This is a genomic window from Streptomyces sp. NPDC047130 (assembly GCF_040643475.1).
Taxonomy (GTDB): Bacteria; Actinomycetota; Actinomycetes; order Streptomycetales; family Streptomycetaceae; genus Streptomyces.
This window is the reverse complement of the sequence record NZ_JBEYUK010000030.1, coordinates 37,464-54,378: the sequence shown is the minus strand read 5'-3', so window position 1 is coordinate 54,378 and position 16,915 is coordinate 37,464. Positions and strand designations below refer to the sequence as shown.

The following is a 16,915-nucleotide window of genomic DNA, read 5'->3' as shown; positions in this document are numbered from 1 at the left end:
AGGGGGTCTTTCGCGTCCGGCACTCCCCCGCCTCACGGGCCGTCCGCCGGGTAATGCGCTCGCCACCCCGTTCGGGAAGGTGCGATCCTGGAACGCGTATGTCTACGCAGCCTGCCTCCGCCACCGCCGCGCCCGCCTTCGGCGACATCGCCAACCGCCTGGCCCAGCTCTCCCTGCGGGAGGCGAACCGGCTGGGGCGGCGACTCGAGGGCGCCCGGAAGATCCGCAAGCCCGAGGCCCGGGCCGCCGTGCTGGCCGAGATCGCGGCCGAGGTCGACAAGGCCGAGGCCCGGATGGCCGAGCGCGCCTCCCGGGTGCCGGCCGTCACCTATCCGCAGAACCTTCCGGTCAGCCAGAAGAAGGACGCCATCGCCGAGGCGATCCGCGACCACCAGGTCGTGATCGTCGCCGGTGAGACCGGCTCCGGCAAGACGACCCAGATCCCCAAGATCTGCCTCGAGCTCGGCCGCGGCGTGCGCGGGATGATCGGCCACACCCAGCCCCGCCGGATCGCGGCCCGTACGGTCGCCGAGCGCGTGGCGGAGGAGCTGGACACCCCGCTGGGCGAGGCCGTCGGCTGGAAGGTGCGGTTCACCGACCAGGTGGGCCAGGACACCTTCGTCAAGCTGATGACGGACGGCATCCTGCTGGCCGAGATCCAGACCGACCGCGACCTCCGCGCCTACGACACCATCATCATCGACGAGGCGCACGAGCGGTCCCTCAACATCGACTTCCTGCTGGGGTACCTGGCCCAGCTGCTGCCCCGCCGCCCTGACCTGAAGGTCGTCATCACCTCGGCGACGATCGACCCGGAACGCTTCTCCCGGCACTTCGGCGACGCCCCGATCATCGAGGTCAGCGGGCGGACGTACCCGGTGGAGGTGCGCTACCGGCCGCTGCTGGAAGAGGATTCCGAGGACGCGGACCGGGACCAGATCACCGCGATCACGGACGCCTGCGAGGAGCTGATGGCGGAGGGACCGGGCGACATCCTGGTCTTCCTCTCCGGCGAGCGGGAGATCCGCGACACGGCGGACGCGCTCTCCAAGAAGCAGTACCGGTCGACCGAGATCCTGCCGCTCTACGCCCGGCTCTCCCACGCGGAGCAGCACCGCGTCTTCCAGCAGCACTCCGGCCGCCGGATCGTGCTCGCCACCAACGTGGCCGAGACCTCGCTGACCGTGCCGGGCATCAAGTACGTGATCGACCCCGGATTCGCCCGGATCTCGCGCTACAGCCACCGCACCAAGGTGCAGCGGCTGCCGATCGAGCCGGTCTCCCAGGCCAGCGCCAACCAGCGCAAGGGCCGCTGCGGCCGTACCAGCGACGGCATCTGCATCCGGCTGTACTCCGAGGACGACTTCGTGTCGCGCCCGGAGTTCACCGACGCGGAGATCCTGCGCACCAACCTGGCCTCGGTCATCCTCCAGATGACGGCGGCGGGCCTCGGCGACATCGAGAAGTTCCCCTTCATCGACCCGCCGGACCACCGCAACATCCGTGACGGCGTCCAGCTCCTCCACGAACTCGGCGCGCTCGACCCGACCGAGAAGGACCCGCGCAAGCGCCTCACGCAGCTGGGGCGGAAGCTGGCGCAGCTCCCGGTGGACCCCCGGCTCGCCCGGATGGTGCTGGAGGCGGACCGGAACGGCTGCGTGCGCGAGGTGATGGTGATCGCCTCCGCGCTCTCCATCCAGGACCCGCGCGAACGGCCCTCCGAGAAGCAGGCGCAGGCCGACCAGATGCACGCCCGGTTCAAGGACGAGACCAGCGACTTCCTGGCCTTCCTCAACCTGTGGCGGTACATCCGCGAGCAGCAGAAGGAGCGCGGCTCCTCGACGTTCCGCCGCATGTGCAAGCAGGAGTACCTGAACTTCCTGCGGATCCGCGAGTGGCAGGACATCTACAGCCAGCTCCGGTCGGTGGCCCAGCAGATGGGCATACGCCTCAACGAGCAGGACGCCTCCGAACAGTCCGTCCACGTCTCCCTGCTGGCCGGCCTCCTGAGCCACGTCGGCATGAAGGACGTCAAGGACGCCGCGAAGAGCACCGGCAGGGAAAGCGGCAAGGGCTCCCCCCGGAACGAGTACCTGGGCGCCCGCAACGCCAAGTTCGCGATCTTCCCCGGCTCCGCGCTCTTCAAGAAGCCGCCGCGGTTCGTGATGTCCGCCGAGCTGGTGGAGACCTCCCGGCTCTGGGCGCGGGTCAACGCCCGGATCGAGCCCGAGTGGGTGGAGCCGCTGGCCGGTCACCTGCTGAAGCGCACCTACAGCGAGCCGCACTGGGAGAAGGACCAGGCCGCGGTGATGGCGTACGAGAAGGTGACGCTCTACGGCGTCCCGATCGTCGCCCAGCGGAAGGTGAACTACGGGCGGATCGATCCGGAGGCATCCCGCGAGCTGTTCATCCGTCACGCCCTGGTGGAGGGCGACTGGCGCACCCACCACAAGTTCTACGCGGACAACCGCAAGCTGCTCACCGAGGTCGAGGAGCTAGAGCACCGGGCCCGTCGCCGGGACATCCTGGTCGACGACGAGACCCTCTTCGACTTCTACGACCGGCGGATCCCCGACCACGTCGTCTCGGGCGCCCACTTCGACTCGTGGTGGAAGCACAAGCGCCACGAGGAGCCGGACCTGCTCGACTTCGAGCGGTCCATGCTCATCAACGAGAAGGCCGGGACGGTCACCAAGGACGACTACCCGGACTCCTGGCGGCAGGGCCCGCTGAAGTTCCGCGTCACCTATCAGTTCGAGCCCGGCGCGGACGCGGACGGCGTGACCGTGCACATCCCGCTGCAGGTCCTCAACCAGGTCACCGACGAGGGCTTCGACTGGCAGATCCCCGGCCTGCGCGAGGAACTGGTCACCGAGCTGATCCGTTCGCTGCCCAAGCCGATCCGGCGCAACTACGTGCCGGCGCCGAACTTCGCGCAGCGCTTCCTCGGCGTGGCGACGCCCGGCCCGGAGCCGCTGGACGTGGCGATGGCACGGGAGCTGAACCGGATGGTGGGCGTCCGGCTGGAACCCGGTGACTTCGACTGGTCGAAGGTGCCGGACCACCTCACGATCACGTTCCGGATTGTCGACGAGCGGCGGCGGAAGCTGGCCGAGGACAAGGACCTCGAGGCGCTGAAGCTGAAGCTGCGCCCGAAGGCCCGCCAGGCCATCTCCAAGGCCGCCGCGGCCACCGCGGAGCGTTCGGGCGGCCCCTCGCTCGAACGGTCGGGGCTGACCGACTGGACGATCGGCACGCTCGTCCGGGTCTTCGAGACCAAGCGGGCCGGCCAGCCGGTGAAGGCCTATCCGGCGCTGGTGGACGACGGCGACACCGTCTCGGTGCGGCTGTTCGACAGCGAGGCGGAACAGGCCGAGGCGATGTGGCGGGGCACCCGGCGGCTCGTCGTGCGCAACATCCCGGTGAATCCGGCGAAGTTCGCCCTGGACCGGCTGACCAACGCGCAGAAGCTGGCGCTCTCGGCCAACCCGCACGGCTCGGTGCAGGCGCTCTTCGACGACTGCGCGCTCGCCGCGGCGGACAAGCTGATCGCCGACTTCGGGGGCCCGGTCTGGGACGAGGAGTCGTACCGCAAGCTCTACGACAAGGTGCGGGCCGAGATCGTGGACACCACGGTGCGCGCGGTCGGCCAGGTGCAGCAGGTGCTGGCCGCCTGGCAGGCCTGCGAGCGGCGCCTGAAATCGGTGCGGAGCCCGGCGCTGCTGCCCAACCTCACCGACGTCCGGGCCCAGCTGGACCGCCTGGTGAAGCCGGGCTTCGTGACGGAGGCCGGACTGGCGCGGCTGCCGCACCTGATGCGGTACCTGGTGGCGGCGGACCGCCGGCTCCAGCAGATGGCGGCCAACGTCCAGCGGGACACCACCCGCATGGAGAAGGTCCACGAGATGCAGGACGAGTACGCCTGGCTGCTGGAGCAGATGCCCAAGGGCCGGCCGGTCCCGGCGGAGGTCCGGGAGGTCCGGTGGATGATCGAGGAGCTGCGGGTCAGCTACTTCGCGCACGCCCTGGGGACGGCCTACCCGGTGTCGGACAAGCGGATCGTGAAGACCGTGGACCAGCTCGCACCGTGACGCGCACGGGGGCGCGCATCGGGACGCGCACGGGGGCGCGCACCGGGTGACGATCAGGGCTGCCGCCAGGGTGACCGCCCCCTCACTCACCGTGAGTTCGACCAGGAGGGCCGCACTCCTGTACAGTCCTTCTCGCAGCGCAACGCAGGAACCCGAAGCGGGAACCGGCGGTGTGAAGCACCTGGTCCTGTGGAGCAGTTTGGAGTGCTCGCCACCCTGTCAAGGTGGAGGCCGCGGGTTCAAATCCCGTCAGGACCGCAGTGCAGAAGGCCCGTCGCCCTTGAGGCGGCGGGCCTTCGTCGTGCCCGCCGTCGTTCGCCGGAACGCCGGTTCGCAGGCCCGCACCCGTCGGTGCGGGCTTCGCCGTGTGCGGGGGCCGGGCCGGGGCGAGCGGCGCCCGGACGGCCGGCGTCCGAAAGACCGTCAGAAACCGCCGCAGGGCCGCTGGGGGCCCCGCACCCCACCCGCGCCCCGTGCACGCCTCCACGGGCCCCTCAAGGCGCCCAGGAGCCGCCCCCGCCCGCCCGGCCGCGCCGTCACCGGGGGCGCGGCATCGGCACACCGCATATGCCGGGACCGCTCATAGCGCACGGGCCACAGGGACAACAACCCACAGTCGGTGTGAAAGGTGTCACCGAATCAGTTTTTCGATCGGGGGCACTTAACCGCCGTTCACACCATGTCAATTTTATATGTGCAATTGCACTGCCAGGAGGCCCCGTTCGGGGCGCTTCGCGAAGGTCTGGACCGCCACCCTGATCTGCGGGGACGGCCGGGGGTGGAGATCCGCCGAAGGTCCGGCGAAGGGGCCCCGCAGGCCCCTCCAGGCCCTGTCCCGGGGCAAAAAAAGATCGCGCTGGACCCGGCGGAGTCCAGCGCGACCGACGACGCGTCAACGTGCAAGGGAAGTCCTGCGGACCCTGCGGTCCGGGACCAGGTCCTGTTGGGGCAGGACCTGCGTCGTGTGGAGCTGTGTGACGGACGTCTCGGGCGGCTGGGGGACCGCCTGACCCGTCCGGCTATTCAATTGTGGGCACCGATCTGGTTACGGGCCTTCAAATCAAAGGCTGTCAGGCCTCGCTGCGCTGCTGGGGGATGCCCGCCAGCAGAGCGCGGACCTCAGCCTCGCGGTAGCGCCGGTGCCCGCCGAGCGTGCGGATCGACGTGAGCTTGCCGGCCTTCGCCCACCGCGTCACCGTCTTGGGGTCGACGCGGAACATGGTGGCGACCTCAGCCGGGGTCAGCAGCGGCTCGGCATCAGGGGTGCGAGCGGTCATGAGCGGCCTCCTCGGGAGAACCGACGTTCTCGGTTCTTTCCTCTAAATTCTGCACCTTGACCCGCGTTGCCCGAAATGGCGGACGCGAGTCGAGTCGGTTATAGGACGAACGGCTTGTCCTCGGCACTACAACTACACCATCTGTCCAGCCGCGTCGGCCAAACCGATGGAATTGCCCTCCCAGGTGTTCATCAGCGACGGAAGCCGATGGACCGTGCCATAGCGGACAGTCACTCACCTGTGACGATCAGTCACAGACTCCACAGAGGCCATCAGACCCCCCAAAGGTTCAGCGCCGATGCCCGCCCGAACGGACAGCGGGAGCCCTCCCCGGGCTCCTTGTCCTATTTTGGCATGAGGGGTGGCAAGATACGCAAGAGCCGGGTACGTGCACTCCGTCACGCTAAGGGCCGACTGTCCGTTTCGCGTCAGGCGTGAACGCGCTCGGTCGCGCTCCGGCTCCGCACCACCGTACGCGCCGGTGTCAGCTCGCGAGCCCTCGTTGCCGGACCGCCCGCCACCGGACCACCAGACGTTCGTACGCCTCGCCGGCCGTCTCGCCGTCGCCCTCGCGCAGCGCCTCGAGCGCCTCGGCCGCGTCCGCCGCCGAGTGATCGCCCTCGAGGTCGTCGGCGGGCAGGGCGTGGACCAGGCCGCCGTAGTCCAGCTCCACCAGCGAGCGCGGGTGGAACTCCTCCAGCCACCGGCCCACCCCGACCAGCGCCTCGGTCAGCGCGCCCTCGCCCACGGACTCCCGGACCGTGCGCAGTCCGCGGGCCAGGCGCCGCCGCGCCTCGACCATCCGGGTCCGGTAGCGGAGCACCGGCGGCTCGCCCTCCGTCCCGGCCCGCCATTCGCGCTCCTCGTCCGCCACCAGCACGAACCAGTGGCCGGGAACGTGCCAGGTCGCGCTGCGGATCCAGGGCCGGGCGTCCGGGTTGCGGGTCAGCCAGTGCTCGTAGTCCCGGGCCGCCTCCTCCCGCACCACGGGCGGCAGGACGGCGTCGAGCACGATTGGCGGAAAATCGCCCCCGAAGTCCCGCAGCGCCTGCCAGCCCCGCAACCGTGTGCGCCACGGACACACGCAGACGACGCCGTCCACCTCCGTGACGAACGCGTCCCCGCTCTCGTGCACGGGAACGGGCGCCGGCGGAGTGGCCAGCAGGTCGGTCAGCGCCCGCCGCACCTCGTCCTGACAGGTGGTGGGCCGGTCGGTACGGCGGGCGTACCGCTCCCAGTGGGCGCGCTCCTCACGGGGGAAGGCGGCCAGAGGCTCGTAGACCCGCAGATAGGCGGGGTAGGGCACGATCACCGAGGTCACCTTGGGCACCTCTCCACCCTCCCCGGCGGATTCCGTCCGAAACCCGTCCCACTCGTATCCGAAGCGGGCGGAAAACAGGGGAAAACGGGCCGGCCCGGACCCCCGGTTACTCCTCGCGAGGATGATCCTGTGTGGAGGCCGCCGGGGCGGCCTCCCAGGCTCTACTCTCGTGCCACGGTTTCCCGCCACCCGTACGGGAAACCGCCGTAACCGCCGCTACTCATCCAGGAGTCACCACCGTGACCGAAGTGACCGACGGCGTCCTGCACACCCTGTTCCACTCGGAGCAAGGGGGGCATGAGCAGGTCGTGCTCTGCCAGGACCGCGCCAGCGGACTGAAGGCCGTGATCGCCATCCACTCCACCGCCCTGGGCCCCGCCCTCGGCGGGACGCGCTTCCACCCCTACGCCACGGAGGCCGAGGCCGTCGCCGACGCCCTCAACCTGGCCCGCGGGATGTCGTACAAGAACGCCATGGCCGGCCTCGAACACGGGGGCGGCAAGGCCGTGATCATAGGCGACCCGGGGCAGCTCAAGTCCGAGGAACTCCTGCTCGCCTACGGCCGGTTCGTGGCCTCGCTGGGCGGCCGGTACGTGACCGCCTGCGACGTCGGCACCTACGTCGCCGACATGGACGTGGTCGCCCGCGAGTGCCGGTGGACCACCGGACGGTCCCCGGAGAACGGCGGCGCCGGCGACTCCTCGGTGCTCACCTCCTTCGGCGTCTTCCAGGGCATGCGGGCGTCCGCCCAGCACCTGTGGGGCGACCCCACCCTGCGCGGCCGCACGGTCGGCATCGCCGGCGTCGGCAAGGTCGGGCGCCACCTGGTGGAGCACCTGCTGGCGGACGGCGCCGAGGTGGTCGTCACCGACGTGCGGGAGGAGGCGGTGCGGGCGCTGGTCGCCGAGCACCCGTCGGTGCGGGTCGCGGCCGACACCGATGAGCTGGTGCGCACGCCGGGCCTGGACGTCTACGCCCCGTGCGCCCTGGGCGGCGCGCTCGACGACGCCACGGTGGCGGCGCTCACGGCGACGGTGGTGTGCGGCGCGGCCAACAACCAGCTCGCCCACCCCGGCATCGAGAAGGACCTGGCGGACCGGGGCATCCTCTACGCGCCCGACTACGTGGTGAACGCCGGCGGCGTGATCCAGGTGGCCGACGAGCTCCTGGGCTTCGACTTCGACCGGGCCAAGGCCAAGGCGACGAAGATCTTCGACACCACCCTGGAGCTCTTCGCGCGCGCGAAGGCGGACGGCATCCCGCCGGCCGCGGCGGCCGACCGGATCGCCGAGCAGAGGATGGCCGAATCCCGTCGCACCCGTGCGGTGACCACCGCGGCCTGACGCGACAGCTGCCGCGTGTCACCTGCCGCGACCAATGCCGCGGTCCCCGACGCGGTCCCTGACGCGGGAGAGGGCCGGCGCGTCAACGTTCCACCCGATCGTTCACCCTTCAGAGGGAAGAAACGTGTCGGTGACGGGACGGCGACGCGCCGGTTCCGGGGGAATGATCGCCTCGGGTGGGGCGCTGCGGCCCCGCTGTTCCGGGGGTGGAAGGTCCGGACAGGGGGAGACAACTGTCACTTCTTCGGGCGGGTCTTCCGGGCAGATGTGGTTAAAATCGGCATTGACCAGCGAGGAAGGGGCACCTCGCGGGTGCTGGGCACACACGCTTGGTGCGGGCGACGTACCGTATGGGCGCGGGCTCAGGTACCGTGGAAGCCCTACGGACCGGTCTCTCTGTGGAGAGTCCGTTCTGGATCATGAACGCGTCAAGACTCTGGGGCCGTCGAGCCCCGTCGTTGAGGGGGTCGAGCCATGGGGCGCGGCCGGGCCAAGGCCAAGCAGACGAAGGTCGCCCGCCAGCTGAAGTACAACAGCGGCGGGACGGATCTCTCACGCCTGGCCGAGGAGCTGGGCGCATCGACGTCGAATCCGACGCCTAACGGCGAGCGGTTCGAGGACGATGAGCAGGACGACGACCTGTATTCGCGGTACGCCGAGCTCTATGGGGCCGACGACGAGGACGAGGACGAGGAACCCTCGCACCGTCGCGGTGCCTGACAGCGTTCACCGCTCATACTGATCTGGACCCGGTTCGGGGCTTCGGCCCCGAACCGGGTTCCGTATTGCCCTGGACCGGTTGCCGGCCCTGGGCCGTTTCGGCGCGCTCCGCGCTGGACCTGGCGTTCCCTGCCCAGCCTCGCGGCTCCGGTCGGTCCGGGTCCCCGGCGGACACGCCGCCCGCCGGGGTCCGTCGTTCAGTTCGCGTAGTCGCCGACCAGTTCCGCGCCCGTGGCGTGGTCGCCGCGGGCGACGATCTCGCCGGCCACCCAGGAGTCGACACCGCGGTCGGCGAGCGTGACCAGGGCCACCTCGACCGACTCCTGGGGGACGACGGCCATCATGCCGACGCCCATGTTGAGCGTCTTCTCCAGTTCCAGCCGCTCCACCGAACCGGTGCGGCCGACGAGGGAGAAGATCGGGTCGGGGGTCCAGGTGGACCGGTCGACCACCGCGTGCAGCTCGTCCGGGATGACCCGGGCCAGGTTGGCGGCGAGCCCGCCACCGGTGATGTGGCTGAAGGCGTGCACCTCGCAGGTGCGGGTCAGCGCGAGGCAGTCCAGCGAATAGATCTTGGTCGGCTCCAGCAGCTCCTCGCCGAGGGTCCGGCCCAGCTCCTCGACATGCGCGTCCAGGGCCATGCCGGCCCGGTCCAGCAGCACGTGGCGGACCAGCGAGTACCCGTTGGAGTGCAGACCGGAGGAGGCCATCGCGATCACCGCGTCGCCCTCCCGGATCAGGTGCGAACCGAGCAGCGCGTCGGCCTCCACCACGCCGGTGCCGGCGCCGGCCACGTCGAAGTCCTCGGCTCCGAGCAGGCCCGGGTGCTCGGCCGTCTCGCCGCCGACGAGCGCGCAGCCGGCCAGCACGCAGCCCTCGGCGATGCCCTTGACGATGGCGGCGACCCGCTCCGGGTGGACCTTGCCCACGCAGATGTAGTCGGTCATGAACAGCGGCTCGGCGCCGCAGACCACGATGTCGTCCATGACCATCGCGACCAGGTCGTGGCCGATGGTGTCGTAGACGCCCATCCGCCGGGCGATGTCGACCTTGGTGCCGACGCCGTCGGTGGCCGAGGCGAGCAGCGGACGCTCGTAGTTCTTGAGGGCCGAGACGTCGAAGAGGCCGGCGAAGCCGCCGAGCCCGCCGAGCACCTCGGGACGCTGGGTCTTCCTGACCCATTCCTTCATCAGCTCGACTGCGCGGTCGCCCGCCTCGATGTCGACGCCGGCAGCCGCGTAGCTGGCACCTGTCTCAGTGGACATGACTGGGAGCTTTCTGTCGGGTACAGCTGGAGCGCTGCGAGGGATCTTCGAGGGGGCGGCGGGCGCCGGGTCCTCGGGGCCCGCAGGGGGCGGGAGGACCCGGCGTCGCGCGTCGTCGGGCTACGGGCGCCGGATGGCGGCGCTGGCGGCGGTCTCCACCGGCGCGGCCAGCTCCGTCTCGAGCAGCTGCTTGCCGAGCAGCTCGGGGTCCGGCAGGTCCATCGGGTACTCGCCGTCGAAGCAGGCGCGGCAGAGGTTCGGCTTGGCGATGGTGGTCGCCTCGATCATGCCGTCGATGGAGATGTAGGCCAGGGAGTCGGCGCCCAGCGAGGTGCCGATCTCCTCGATGGTCATGCCGTTGGCGATCAGCTCCGCGCGGGTGGCGAAGTCGATGCCGAAGAAGCAGGGCCACTTCACCGGGGGCGAGGAGATCCGGATGTGGACCTCGGCGGCGCCGGCCTCGCGGAGCATCCGGACCAGGGCGCGCTGGGTGTTGCCGCGGACGATCGAGTCGTCCACCACCACCAGGCGCTTGCCCTTGATGACTTCCTTGAGCGGGTTCAGCTTCAGGCGGATGCCGAGCTGGCGGATGGTCTGCGAGGGCTGGATGAAGGTCCGGCCGACGTAGGCGTTCTTGACCAGGCCGGCGCCGAAGGGGATGCCCGACGCCTCGGCGTAGCCGATCGCGGCGGGCGTGCCGGACTCCGGCGTCGCTATCACCAGGTCGGCCTCGGCGGGCGCCTCCTCGGCGAGGCGGCGGCCCATCTCCACGCGGGACAGGTACACGTTCCGGCCGGCGATGTCGGTGTCCGGGCGGGCCAGGTACACGTACTCGAAGACGCAGCCCTTGGGGCGGGCGTCGGCGAACCGGGAGGAGCGCAGGCCGTTCTCGTCTATCGCGACGAACTCGCCCGGCTCGATCTCGCGCACGAAGCTGGCGCCGCAGATGTCCAGGGCGGCGGACTCCGAGGCGACCACCCAGCCGCGCTCCAGGCGGCCCAGGACCAGCGGGCGGATGCCCTGCGGGTCGCGGGCGGCGTAGAGCGTGTGCTCGTCCATGAAGACGAGGGAGAAGGCGCCGCGGACCTGCGGCAGGATCCGCGCGGCGGCAGCCTCGATGGAGAGCGGCTTGCCGTCGTCGTCCGTCTGGCCGGCCAGGAGGGCCGTGACCAGGTCGGTGTCGCTGGTGGCCGCGGGCGCCGAGCCGTTGTTCCGTTCCGGCATGCGGGCGACGAGCTCGGCGAGCTCGGCGGTGTTCACCAGGTTGCCGTTGTGACCGAGGGCGATGGAGCCCTGTGCGGTCGCCCGGAACGTCGGCTGGGCGTTCTCCCAGACGGAGGCGCCGGTGGTCGAGTAGCGGGCGTGTCCGACCGCGATGTGACCCTGGAGGGAGCTGAGGGAGCCCTCGTCGAAGACCTGGGACACGAGGCCCATGTCCTTGAAGACGAGGATCTGGGAGCCGTTGCTGACCGCGATACCCGCGGATTCCTGGCCCCGATGCTGGAGGGCGTAGAGCCCGAAGTACGTGAGCTTTGCGACCTCTTCACCCGGAGCCCAGACACCGAAGACGCCGCAAGCGTCCTGGGGGCCCTTCTCACCGGGAAGCAGGTCGTGATTGAGTCGACCGTCACCACGTGGCACGTCTCCGAGTGTAGGGGAGAGCCGCCGTTGCGCCGAATGGGGCGGTGGTGGGACGAATGTCGTCGACGGTACCGACGGGGCAGTGGCTGTGTCGCTGTTTGCCCAGGTCAGTGGGGTTGTGCGCCGGGCGGACGGTGGGCCGGGCAGGGCGCTCGCGGCGCTCGGTGCGGCTTTTTCGGTGACGGTGCGAGTGAGGCGTCGCACACCCGGCGGTCCCACGGACCGGACAGCGGGTCCGCGGCCGGTGACGCGGGGTGGCCCCGGCGGGCGCCTCGGTGGCCGGTCAGCGCAGGACGGGGAGCCACGCGGAGAGGTCCGCGCGCTCGCCACTGGCGGTGACCGAGGCGGTCTCCCGCGCCCGCTGCCAGGTGAGCCGGCCGGTGGCCAGTCGGAGCCAGGTCAGCGGGTCGGTCTCCACCACGTTGGGCGGCGTTCCCCGGGTGTGCCGCGGGCCCTCGACGCACTGCACCACGGCGAACGGCGGGACGCGCAGCTCGGTGGAGCCTCCCGGGGCGACGTGCGCGAGGGAGTCCGCGAGGACACGGGTGGCCGCCGCGAGGGCCTGGCGGTCCTGCGGCGTCTGCGGGCCGTCCACGGCGGCCAGGGCGGCGTTCAGGTCGTCGGTGTGGACGGCGAGTTCGACGCAGCGGGTGACCAGGTGGTCGGTGAGCGAGAGGGCGCCGGTCCGGCCGGCGACGATGCGGCGCCCGGGGTGGGCCCGCAGGTCCTCGGCGAGGCGGTCCTCGGTCTCGGCGTAGAGGGCGTTCAGGTCGGGGTGGGCCTCGGCGAGCTCCCGGGCGGACGCGGCGACGCTCCCGGCGTGCTGGGCGGCGGTGCCGGTCCAGGTGGCGGGGACCAACTCGGCCTTCGGCGGCTCGGGGAGGCCGAGCAGGCGGCTGGTGCTGCCGACGGCGAACGCGATGTGGGCGGCGAGGTCACGGACCGTCCAGTCGCCCAGGCGGGTGGGCGCGGCGAGCTGTTCCGGCGTCAGGTCGGCCACCGTGCGGCGGACGTTCCCGAACTGGGCCAGGACCGCGGTGCGGGTGCGGAGGGGGTCGTAACTGCGCGCGCGCTTCCGTTCCGTAGGCATGGGCCGAGCCTATGCCTCCCCCGGCCGGCCCACGGTGCCGTGCCCCGGCGGCAGCCCTTGCCGCCCCGCCTCTCGCTGCCCCGGACGCGGGGCGGGGCCACGGCGAGGCGGCACCGGGGAAACCCGGGCGACGTGCGGCGGCGCGCACCCGCGAGAAGCCCGCCGCCGACCACCACCGCCACGGACGCCGACCGGGGCACGGCAACGTGCGCCCGAGCGTAAGACCGCTGGCCGACCCGCCCGGCCCAGACGCGGACCGGACTGCCAGGGCCGGCGAGGAGGAGGCGCCGCAGCCGAGGGCGTCGCGCGTTCGCGAGGGACCTGCCGCCGGCCACCACCCGCCTCGCACGCGGACCGGGCCGGGAAGGGACCCGCGGCGGGCCAACGACGACGTGCACCCACGAGAGACCGGCCGGCCGGCCCCTGCCGCCGACCACCACCGCCCCGGACGCCGACCGGGGCACCACCGCAGGCCAACGGCAACGTGTGACCGAGAGAGACCGCTGGCCCACCCGCCCGGCCCAGGCACGGACCGGACCGTGAGGGCCGGGGAGGCGGAGGCGCCGCACCCGCCCGTGAGGGCCGGCGAGGCGGAGGCGACGCACCCGCGGTGTCGCGCGCCCCGCGAGAGACCGCGCCGCACGATCACCACCGCCCCCGGCCGGGAAGGGGCACCGCCGCAGGCCTACGGCAACGTGCGGCCGCAAGGAGGCTGCCGCTCGCCCCGGGCGCGCGGCGGGGGCCGGGGAACGCCGCAGGCTCCGCCCTGGTGGTGGGGGGGCGGAGCCTGCGGGTGGTGCGTGGAGGTCAGGCGAGCAGGGCCTCGATCACGCCCTGGTGCGCGGACCGGAGTTCGGCCAGCGGCAGCGTGAACTCGCCCTGGAGCTCGACCGCGTCGCCGTCGACGACACCGATCCGCGTCGCCGGCAGCCCCCGCGCCCCGCACATGTCCGTGAAGCGGAGCTCCTCCGACCGCGGCACGGACACGACGGCGCGGCCCGCGGACTCGGAGAAGAGGAAGGTGAAGGCGTCCAGTCCGTCCGGAACGATCAGACGCGCGCCGGTCCCGCCCTCCAGGCAGGACTCGACCACGGCCTGGATCAGGCCGCCGTCGGACAGGTCGTGGGCGGCGTCGATCATGCCGTCCCGCGAGCCGGAGATCAGGATCTCGCCCAGCAGCCGCTCCCGCTCGAGGTCCACCTTGGGCGGCAGGCCGCCGAGGTGGTCGTGGACGACCTGGGACCAGGCCGAGCCGCCGAACTCCTGCTCCGTGTCGCCGAGCAGGTAGAGCAGCTGGCCCTCCTCGCGGAAGGCGACCGGGGTGCGGCGGGCCACGTCGTCGATCACGCCGAGCACGGCGACGACCGGCGTCGGGTGGATCGCGGCGGTGCCCGTCTGGTTGTAGAGCGAGACGTTGCCGCCGGTGACCGGGGTGCCGAGCTGGAGGCAGCCGTCCGCCAGACCGCGCACCGCCTCCGCGAACTGCCACATCACCGCCGGGTCCTCGGGGGAACCGAAGTTGAGGCAGTCCGAGACGGCCAGCGGCTTGGCGCCGGAGGCGGCCACGTTGCGGTAGGCCTCGGCCAGCGCCAACTGCGCGCCCGTGTACGGGTCCAGCTTGGCGTAACGGCCGTTGCCGTCCGTGGCGATGGCGACGCCGAGGCCGGTCTCCTCGTCGACGCGGATCATGCCGGAGTCGCCCTGGGTGCGGGCGAGGACCGTGTTGCCCTGCACCAGGTGGTCGTACTGGTCGGTGATCCACGCCTTGGAGGCCTGGTTCGGGGAGCCGACCAGCCGCAGGACCTGGGCGCGCAGCTCGTCGGAGCTCTCCGGGCGGGGCAGCTTGCCGGCGTCGTCCGCCTGCAGCGCGTCCTGCCAGTCGGGGCGCGCGAAGGGGCGGTTGTAGACCGGGCCCTCGTGGGCGACGGTCCGCGGGTCGACGTCGACGATCTTGCCGCCGTGCCAGTAGATCTCCAGCCGGTCGCCGTCGGTGACCTCACCGATGACGGTGGCGATGACGTCCCACTTCTCGCAGATCTCGAGGAAGCGGTCGACCTTGTCCGGCTCCACCACCGCGCACATGCGCTCCTGCGACTCGCTCATGAGGATCTCCTCGGGCGAGAGCGTGGAGTCGCGCAGCGGCACGTCGTCGAGCTCGACGCGCATGCCGCCGGAGCCGTTGGAGGCGAGCTCGGAGGTGGCGCAGGACAGACCGGCCGCGCCGAGGTCCTGGATGCCGACGACCAGCTTCTCCTGGAAGGCCTCCAGGGTGCACTCGATGAGGAGCTTCTCCTGGAAGGGGTCGCCGACCTGGACGGCGGGACGCTTCGACGGCTTGGCGTCGTCGAAGGTCTCGGAGGCCAGGATCGACGCGCCGCCGATGCCGTCGCCGCCGGTGCGGGCGCCGTAGAGGATGACCTTGTTGCCGGCGCCGGACGCCTTGGCCAGGTGGATGTCCTCGTGGCGCATCACGCCGATGGCGCCGGCGTTGACCAGCGGGTTGCCCTGGTAGCAGGAGTCGAAGACGACCTCGCCGCCGATGTTGGGCAGGCCCAGGCAGTTGCCGTAGCCGCTGATGCCCGCGACCACGCCGGGCAGCACGCGCCGGGTGTCGGGGTGGTCGGCGGCGCCGAAGCGCAGCGGGTCGACCACGGCGACCGGGCGGGCGCCCATCGCGATGATGTCGCGCACGATGCCGCCGACGCCGGTCGCGGCGCCCTGGTAGGGCTCCACGTACGACGGGTGGTTGTGCGACTCGACCTTGAAGGTGACCGCGTAGCCCTGGCCGACGTCGACGACGCCGGCGTTCTCGCCGATGCCGACCAGCATCGCCTCGGACTCGGGGGCCTTCTCGCCGAACTGGCGCAGGTGGACCTTGGAGGACTTGTAGGAGCAGTGCTCGGACCACATCACCGAGTACATGGCGAGCTCGGCGCCGGTCGGGCGGCGGCCGAGGATCTCGCGGATCCGGGCGTACTCGTCCTTGCTCAGGCCGAGTTCGGCCCAGGGCTGCTCCACGTCGGGGGTCTCGGCCGCGTGCTCGACCGTGTCCAGAGGGGTGCGGCTCATGCGCTGACCAGCTTCTTGATGATCGAGGTGAAGAACGGCAGACCGTCGGTGCCGCCGCCGGTGAGGGACTCGACGGCGTGCTCCGGGTGCGGCATCAGGCCGACGACGTTGCCGGCCTCGTTGGTGATGCCGGCGATGTTCCGCAGCGAGCCGTTGGGGTTGCCGTAGCCGTCCGCGGCGGGGCCGTCGGTCAGGTAGCGGAACGCGACCCGGCCCTCGGCCTCCAGCTTGTCGAGCGTGTACTCGTCCGCGGTGTAGCGGCCGTCGGCGTTCTTCAGCGGGATCAGGATCTCCTGGCCCGCCTCGTAGTCCGAGGTCCAGGCGGTGTCCGCGTTCTCCACGCGCAGCTTCTGGTCACGGCAGATGAAGTGCAGGTGGTTGTTGCGCAGCATCGCGCCGGGGAGCAGGTGCGTCTCGGCGAGGATCTGGAAGCCGTTGCAGATGCCGAGGACCGGGAGACCGGCCTTGGCCTGCTCGATGAGCGTCTCCATCACCGGCGAGAAGCGGGAGATGGCGCCGGCCCGCAGGTAGTCGCCGTAGGAGAAGCCGCCCGGCAGGACGACCGCGTCGACCTGCTTGAGGTCCTTGTCCTTGTGCCACAGGGCGACGGGCTCGGCCCCGGCGATCCGGATCGCGCGCTGCGCGTCACGGTCGTCGAGGCTTCCGGGGAAAGTGACGACGCCGATACGGGTGGTCACTTCGCCGCCTCCGCGACTTCCTCCACCTTGACGGTGAAGTCCTCGATCACCGTGTTGGCGAGGAAGGATTCGGCGAGCTCGTGGATACGGGCGAGGACCGCGTCGTCGACGGGGCCGTCGACCTCGAGCTCGAAACGCTTTCCCTGACGGACGTCGGAGATGCCCTCGAAACCGAGGCGCGGCAGTGCGCGCTGGACCGCCTGGCCCTGGGGGTCGAGGATCTCCGGCTTGAGCATGACGTCGACTACGACGCGTGCCACTGGCACTCCCGATGTGTGGTGCTGAGCAGGTTCCTTCAGACTACCCGGACAAAATTTCTACGCGAGTAGATTAGTAGGAAACTACGTGTTACGGGTCACTTCGCGGGCCGCTTCTTCCCCGATCTTCCGGGTTTCTTCCG

11 protein-coding genes and 1 tRNA gene are annotated in these 16,915 nt (G+C 71.3%); 4 read left to right on the top strand and 8 right to left on the bottom strand.

The genetic code is table 11. The features are described from left to right. Positions 1-98 precede the first annotated feature (98 nt). Together hrpA and ABZ836_RS26740 are read left to right on the top strand one after the other, a co-directional pair. Positions 99-4,091 (top strand): ATP-dependent RNA helicase HrpA, encoded by a 3,993-nt coding sequence (gene hrpA, locus ABZ836_RS26745; RefSeq protein ID WP_361146238.1) that lies wholly within the window; start codon positions 99-101, stop codon positions 4,089-4,091. Positions 4,092-4,274: 183 nt separating this feature from the next. Continuing rightward, positions 4,275-4,349: transfer RNA gene (locus ABZ836_RS26740), tRNA-Asp, on the top strand. An 812-nt stretch (positions 4,350-5,161) separates the two neighbouring features. On the opposite strand, the gene bldC is transcribed toward ABZ836_RS26740, so the two are convergent. Together bldC and ABZ836_RS26730 are read right to left on the bottom strand one after the other, a co-directional pair. Beyond that, positions 5,162-5,368, bottom strand: coding sequence for a developmental transcriptional regulator BldC (gene bldC, locus ABZ836_RS26735; protein ID WP_003949541.1), 207 nt, complete (start codon positions 5,366-5,368; stop codon positions 5,162-5,164). Positions 5,369-5,852: 484 nt separating this feature from the next. Beyond that, positions 5,853-6,698 (bottom strand): hypothetical protein, encoded by an 846-nt coding sequence (locus tag ABZ836_RS26730; protein WP_361146235.1) that lies wholly within the window; start codon positions 6,696-6,698, stop codon positions 5,853-5,855. Between the two features lie 230 nt (positions 6,699-6,928). On the opposite strand from ABZ836_RS26730, the gene ABZ836_RS26725 reads away from it, so the two are divergent. Next, positions 6,929-8,032, top strand: a complete 1,104-nt coding sequence (locus tag ABZ836_RS26725; protein WP_356132287.1) for a Glu/Leu/Phe/Val dehydrogenase dimerization domain-containing protein — start codon at positions 6,929-6,931, stop codon at positions 8,030-8,032. A 474-nt stretch (positions 8,033-8,506) separates the two neighbouring features. Further along, complete coding sequence (locus ABZ836_RS26720) at positions 8,507-8,752, top strand: DUF3073 domain-containing protein (protein WP_356132290.1); 246 nt, start codon at positions 8,507-8,509, stop codon at positions 8,750-8,752. Between the two features lie 197 nt (positions 8,753-8,949). On the opposite strand, the gene purM is transcribed toward ABZ836_RS26720, so the two are convergent. The 6 genes from purM to purS form a co-directional block, all read right to left on the bottom strand. After that, positions 8,950-10,017, bottom strand: coding sequence for a phosphoribosylformylglycinamidine cyclo-ligase (purM, locus tag ABZ836_RS26715; protein WP_361146230.1), 1,068 nt, complete (start codon positions 10,015-10,017; stop codon positions 8,950-8,952). 120 nt (positions 10,018-10,137) lie between these two features. Next, entirely contained in the window at positions 10,138-11,658 is a 1,521-nt protein-coding gene (gene purF, locus ABZ836_RS26710) for an amidophosphoribosyltransferase (protein ID WP_361146227.1), read from the bottom strand. A 283-nt stretch (positions 11,659-11,941) separates the two neighbouring features. Next, a complete protein-coding gene (locus ABZ836_RS26705; RefSeq protein ID WP_356132299.1) occupies positions 11,942-12,748 on the bottom strand; it encodes a sterol carrier family protein in 807 nt (268 codons plus the stop codon). Positions 12,749-13,555: 807 nt separating this feature from the next. Next, positions 13,556-15,817 (bottom strand): phosphoribosylformylglycinamidine synthase subunit PurL, encoded by a 2,262-nt coding sequence (gene purL / locus ABZ836_RS26700; protein ID WP_356132301.1) that lies wholly within the window; start codon positions 15,815-15,817, stop codon positions 13,556-13,558. Then, positions 15,814-16,515: a phosphoribosylformylglycinamidine synthase subunit PurQ gene (purQ, locus tag ABZ836_RS26695; protein ID WP_356132304.1), complete on the bottom strand. Its 702-nt coding sequence runs from the start codon at positions 16,513-16,515 to the stop codon at positions 15,814-15,816. The genes purL and purQ overlap by 4 nt, the downstream gene beginning before the upstream one ends. Then, entirely contained in the window at positions 16,512-16,775 is a 264-nt protein-coding gene (gene purS, locus ABZ836_RS26690) for a phosphoribosylformylglycinamidine synthase subunit PurS (RefSeq protein ID WP_356132307.1), read from the bottom strand. Before purS ends, purQ begins: the two co-directional genes overlap by 4 nt. Positions 16,776-16,915 lie beyond the last annotated feature (140 nt).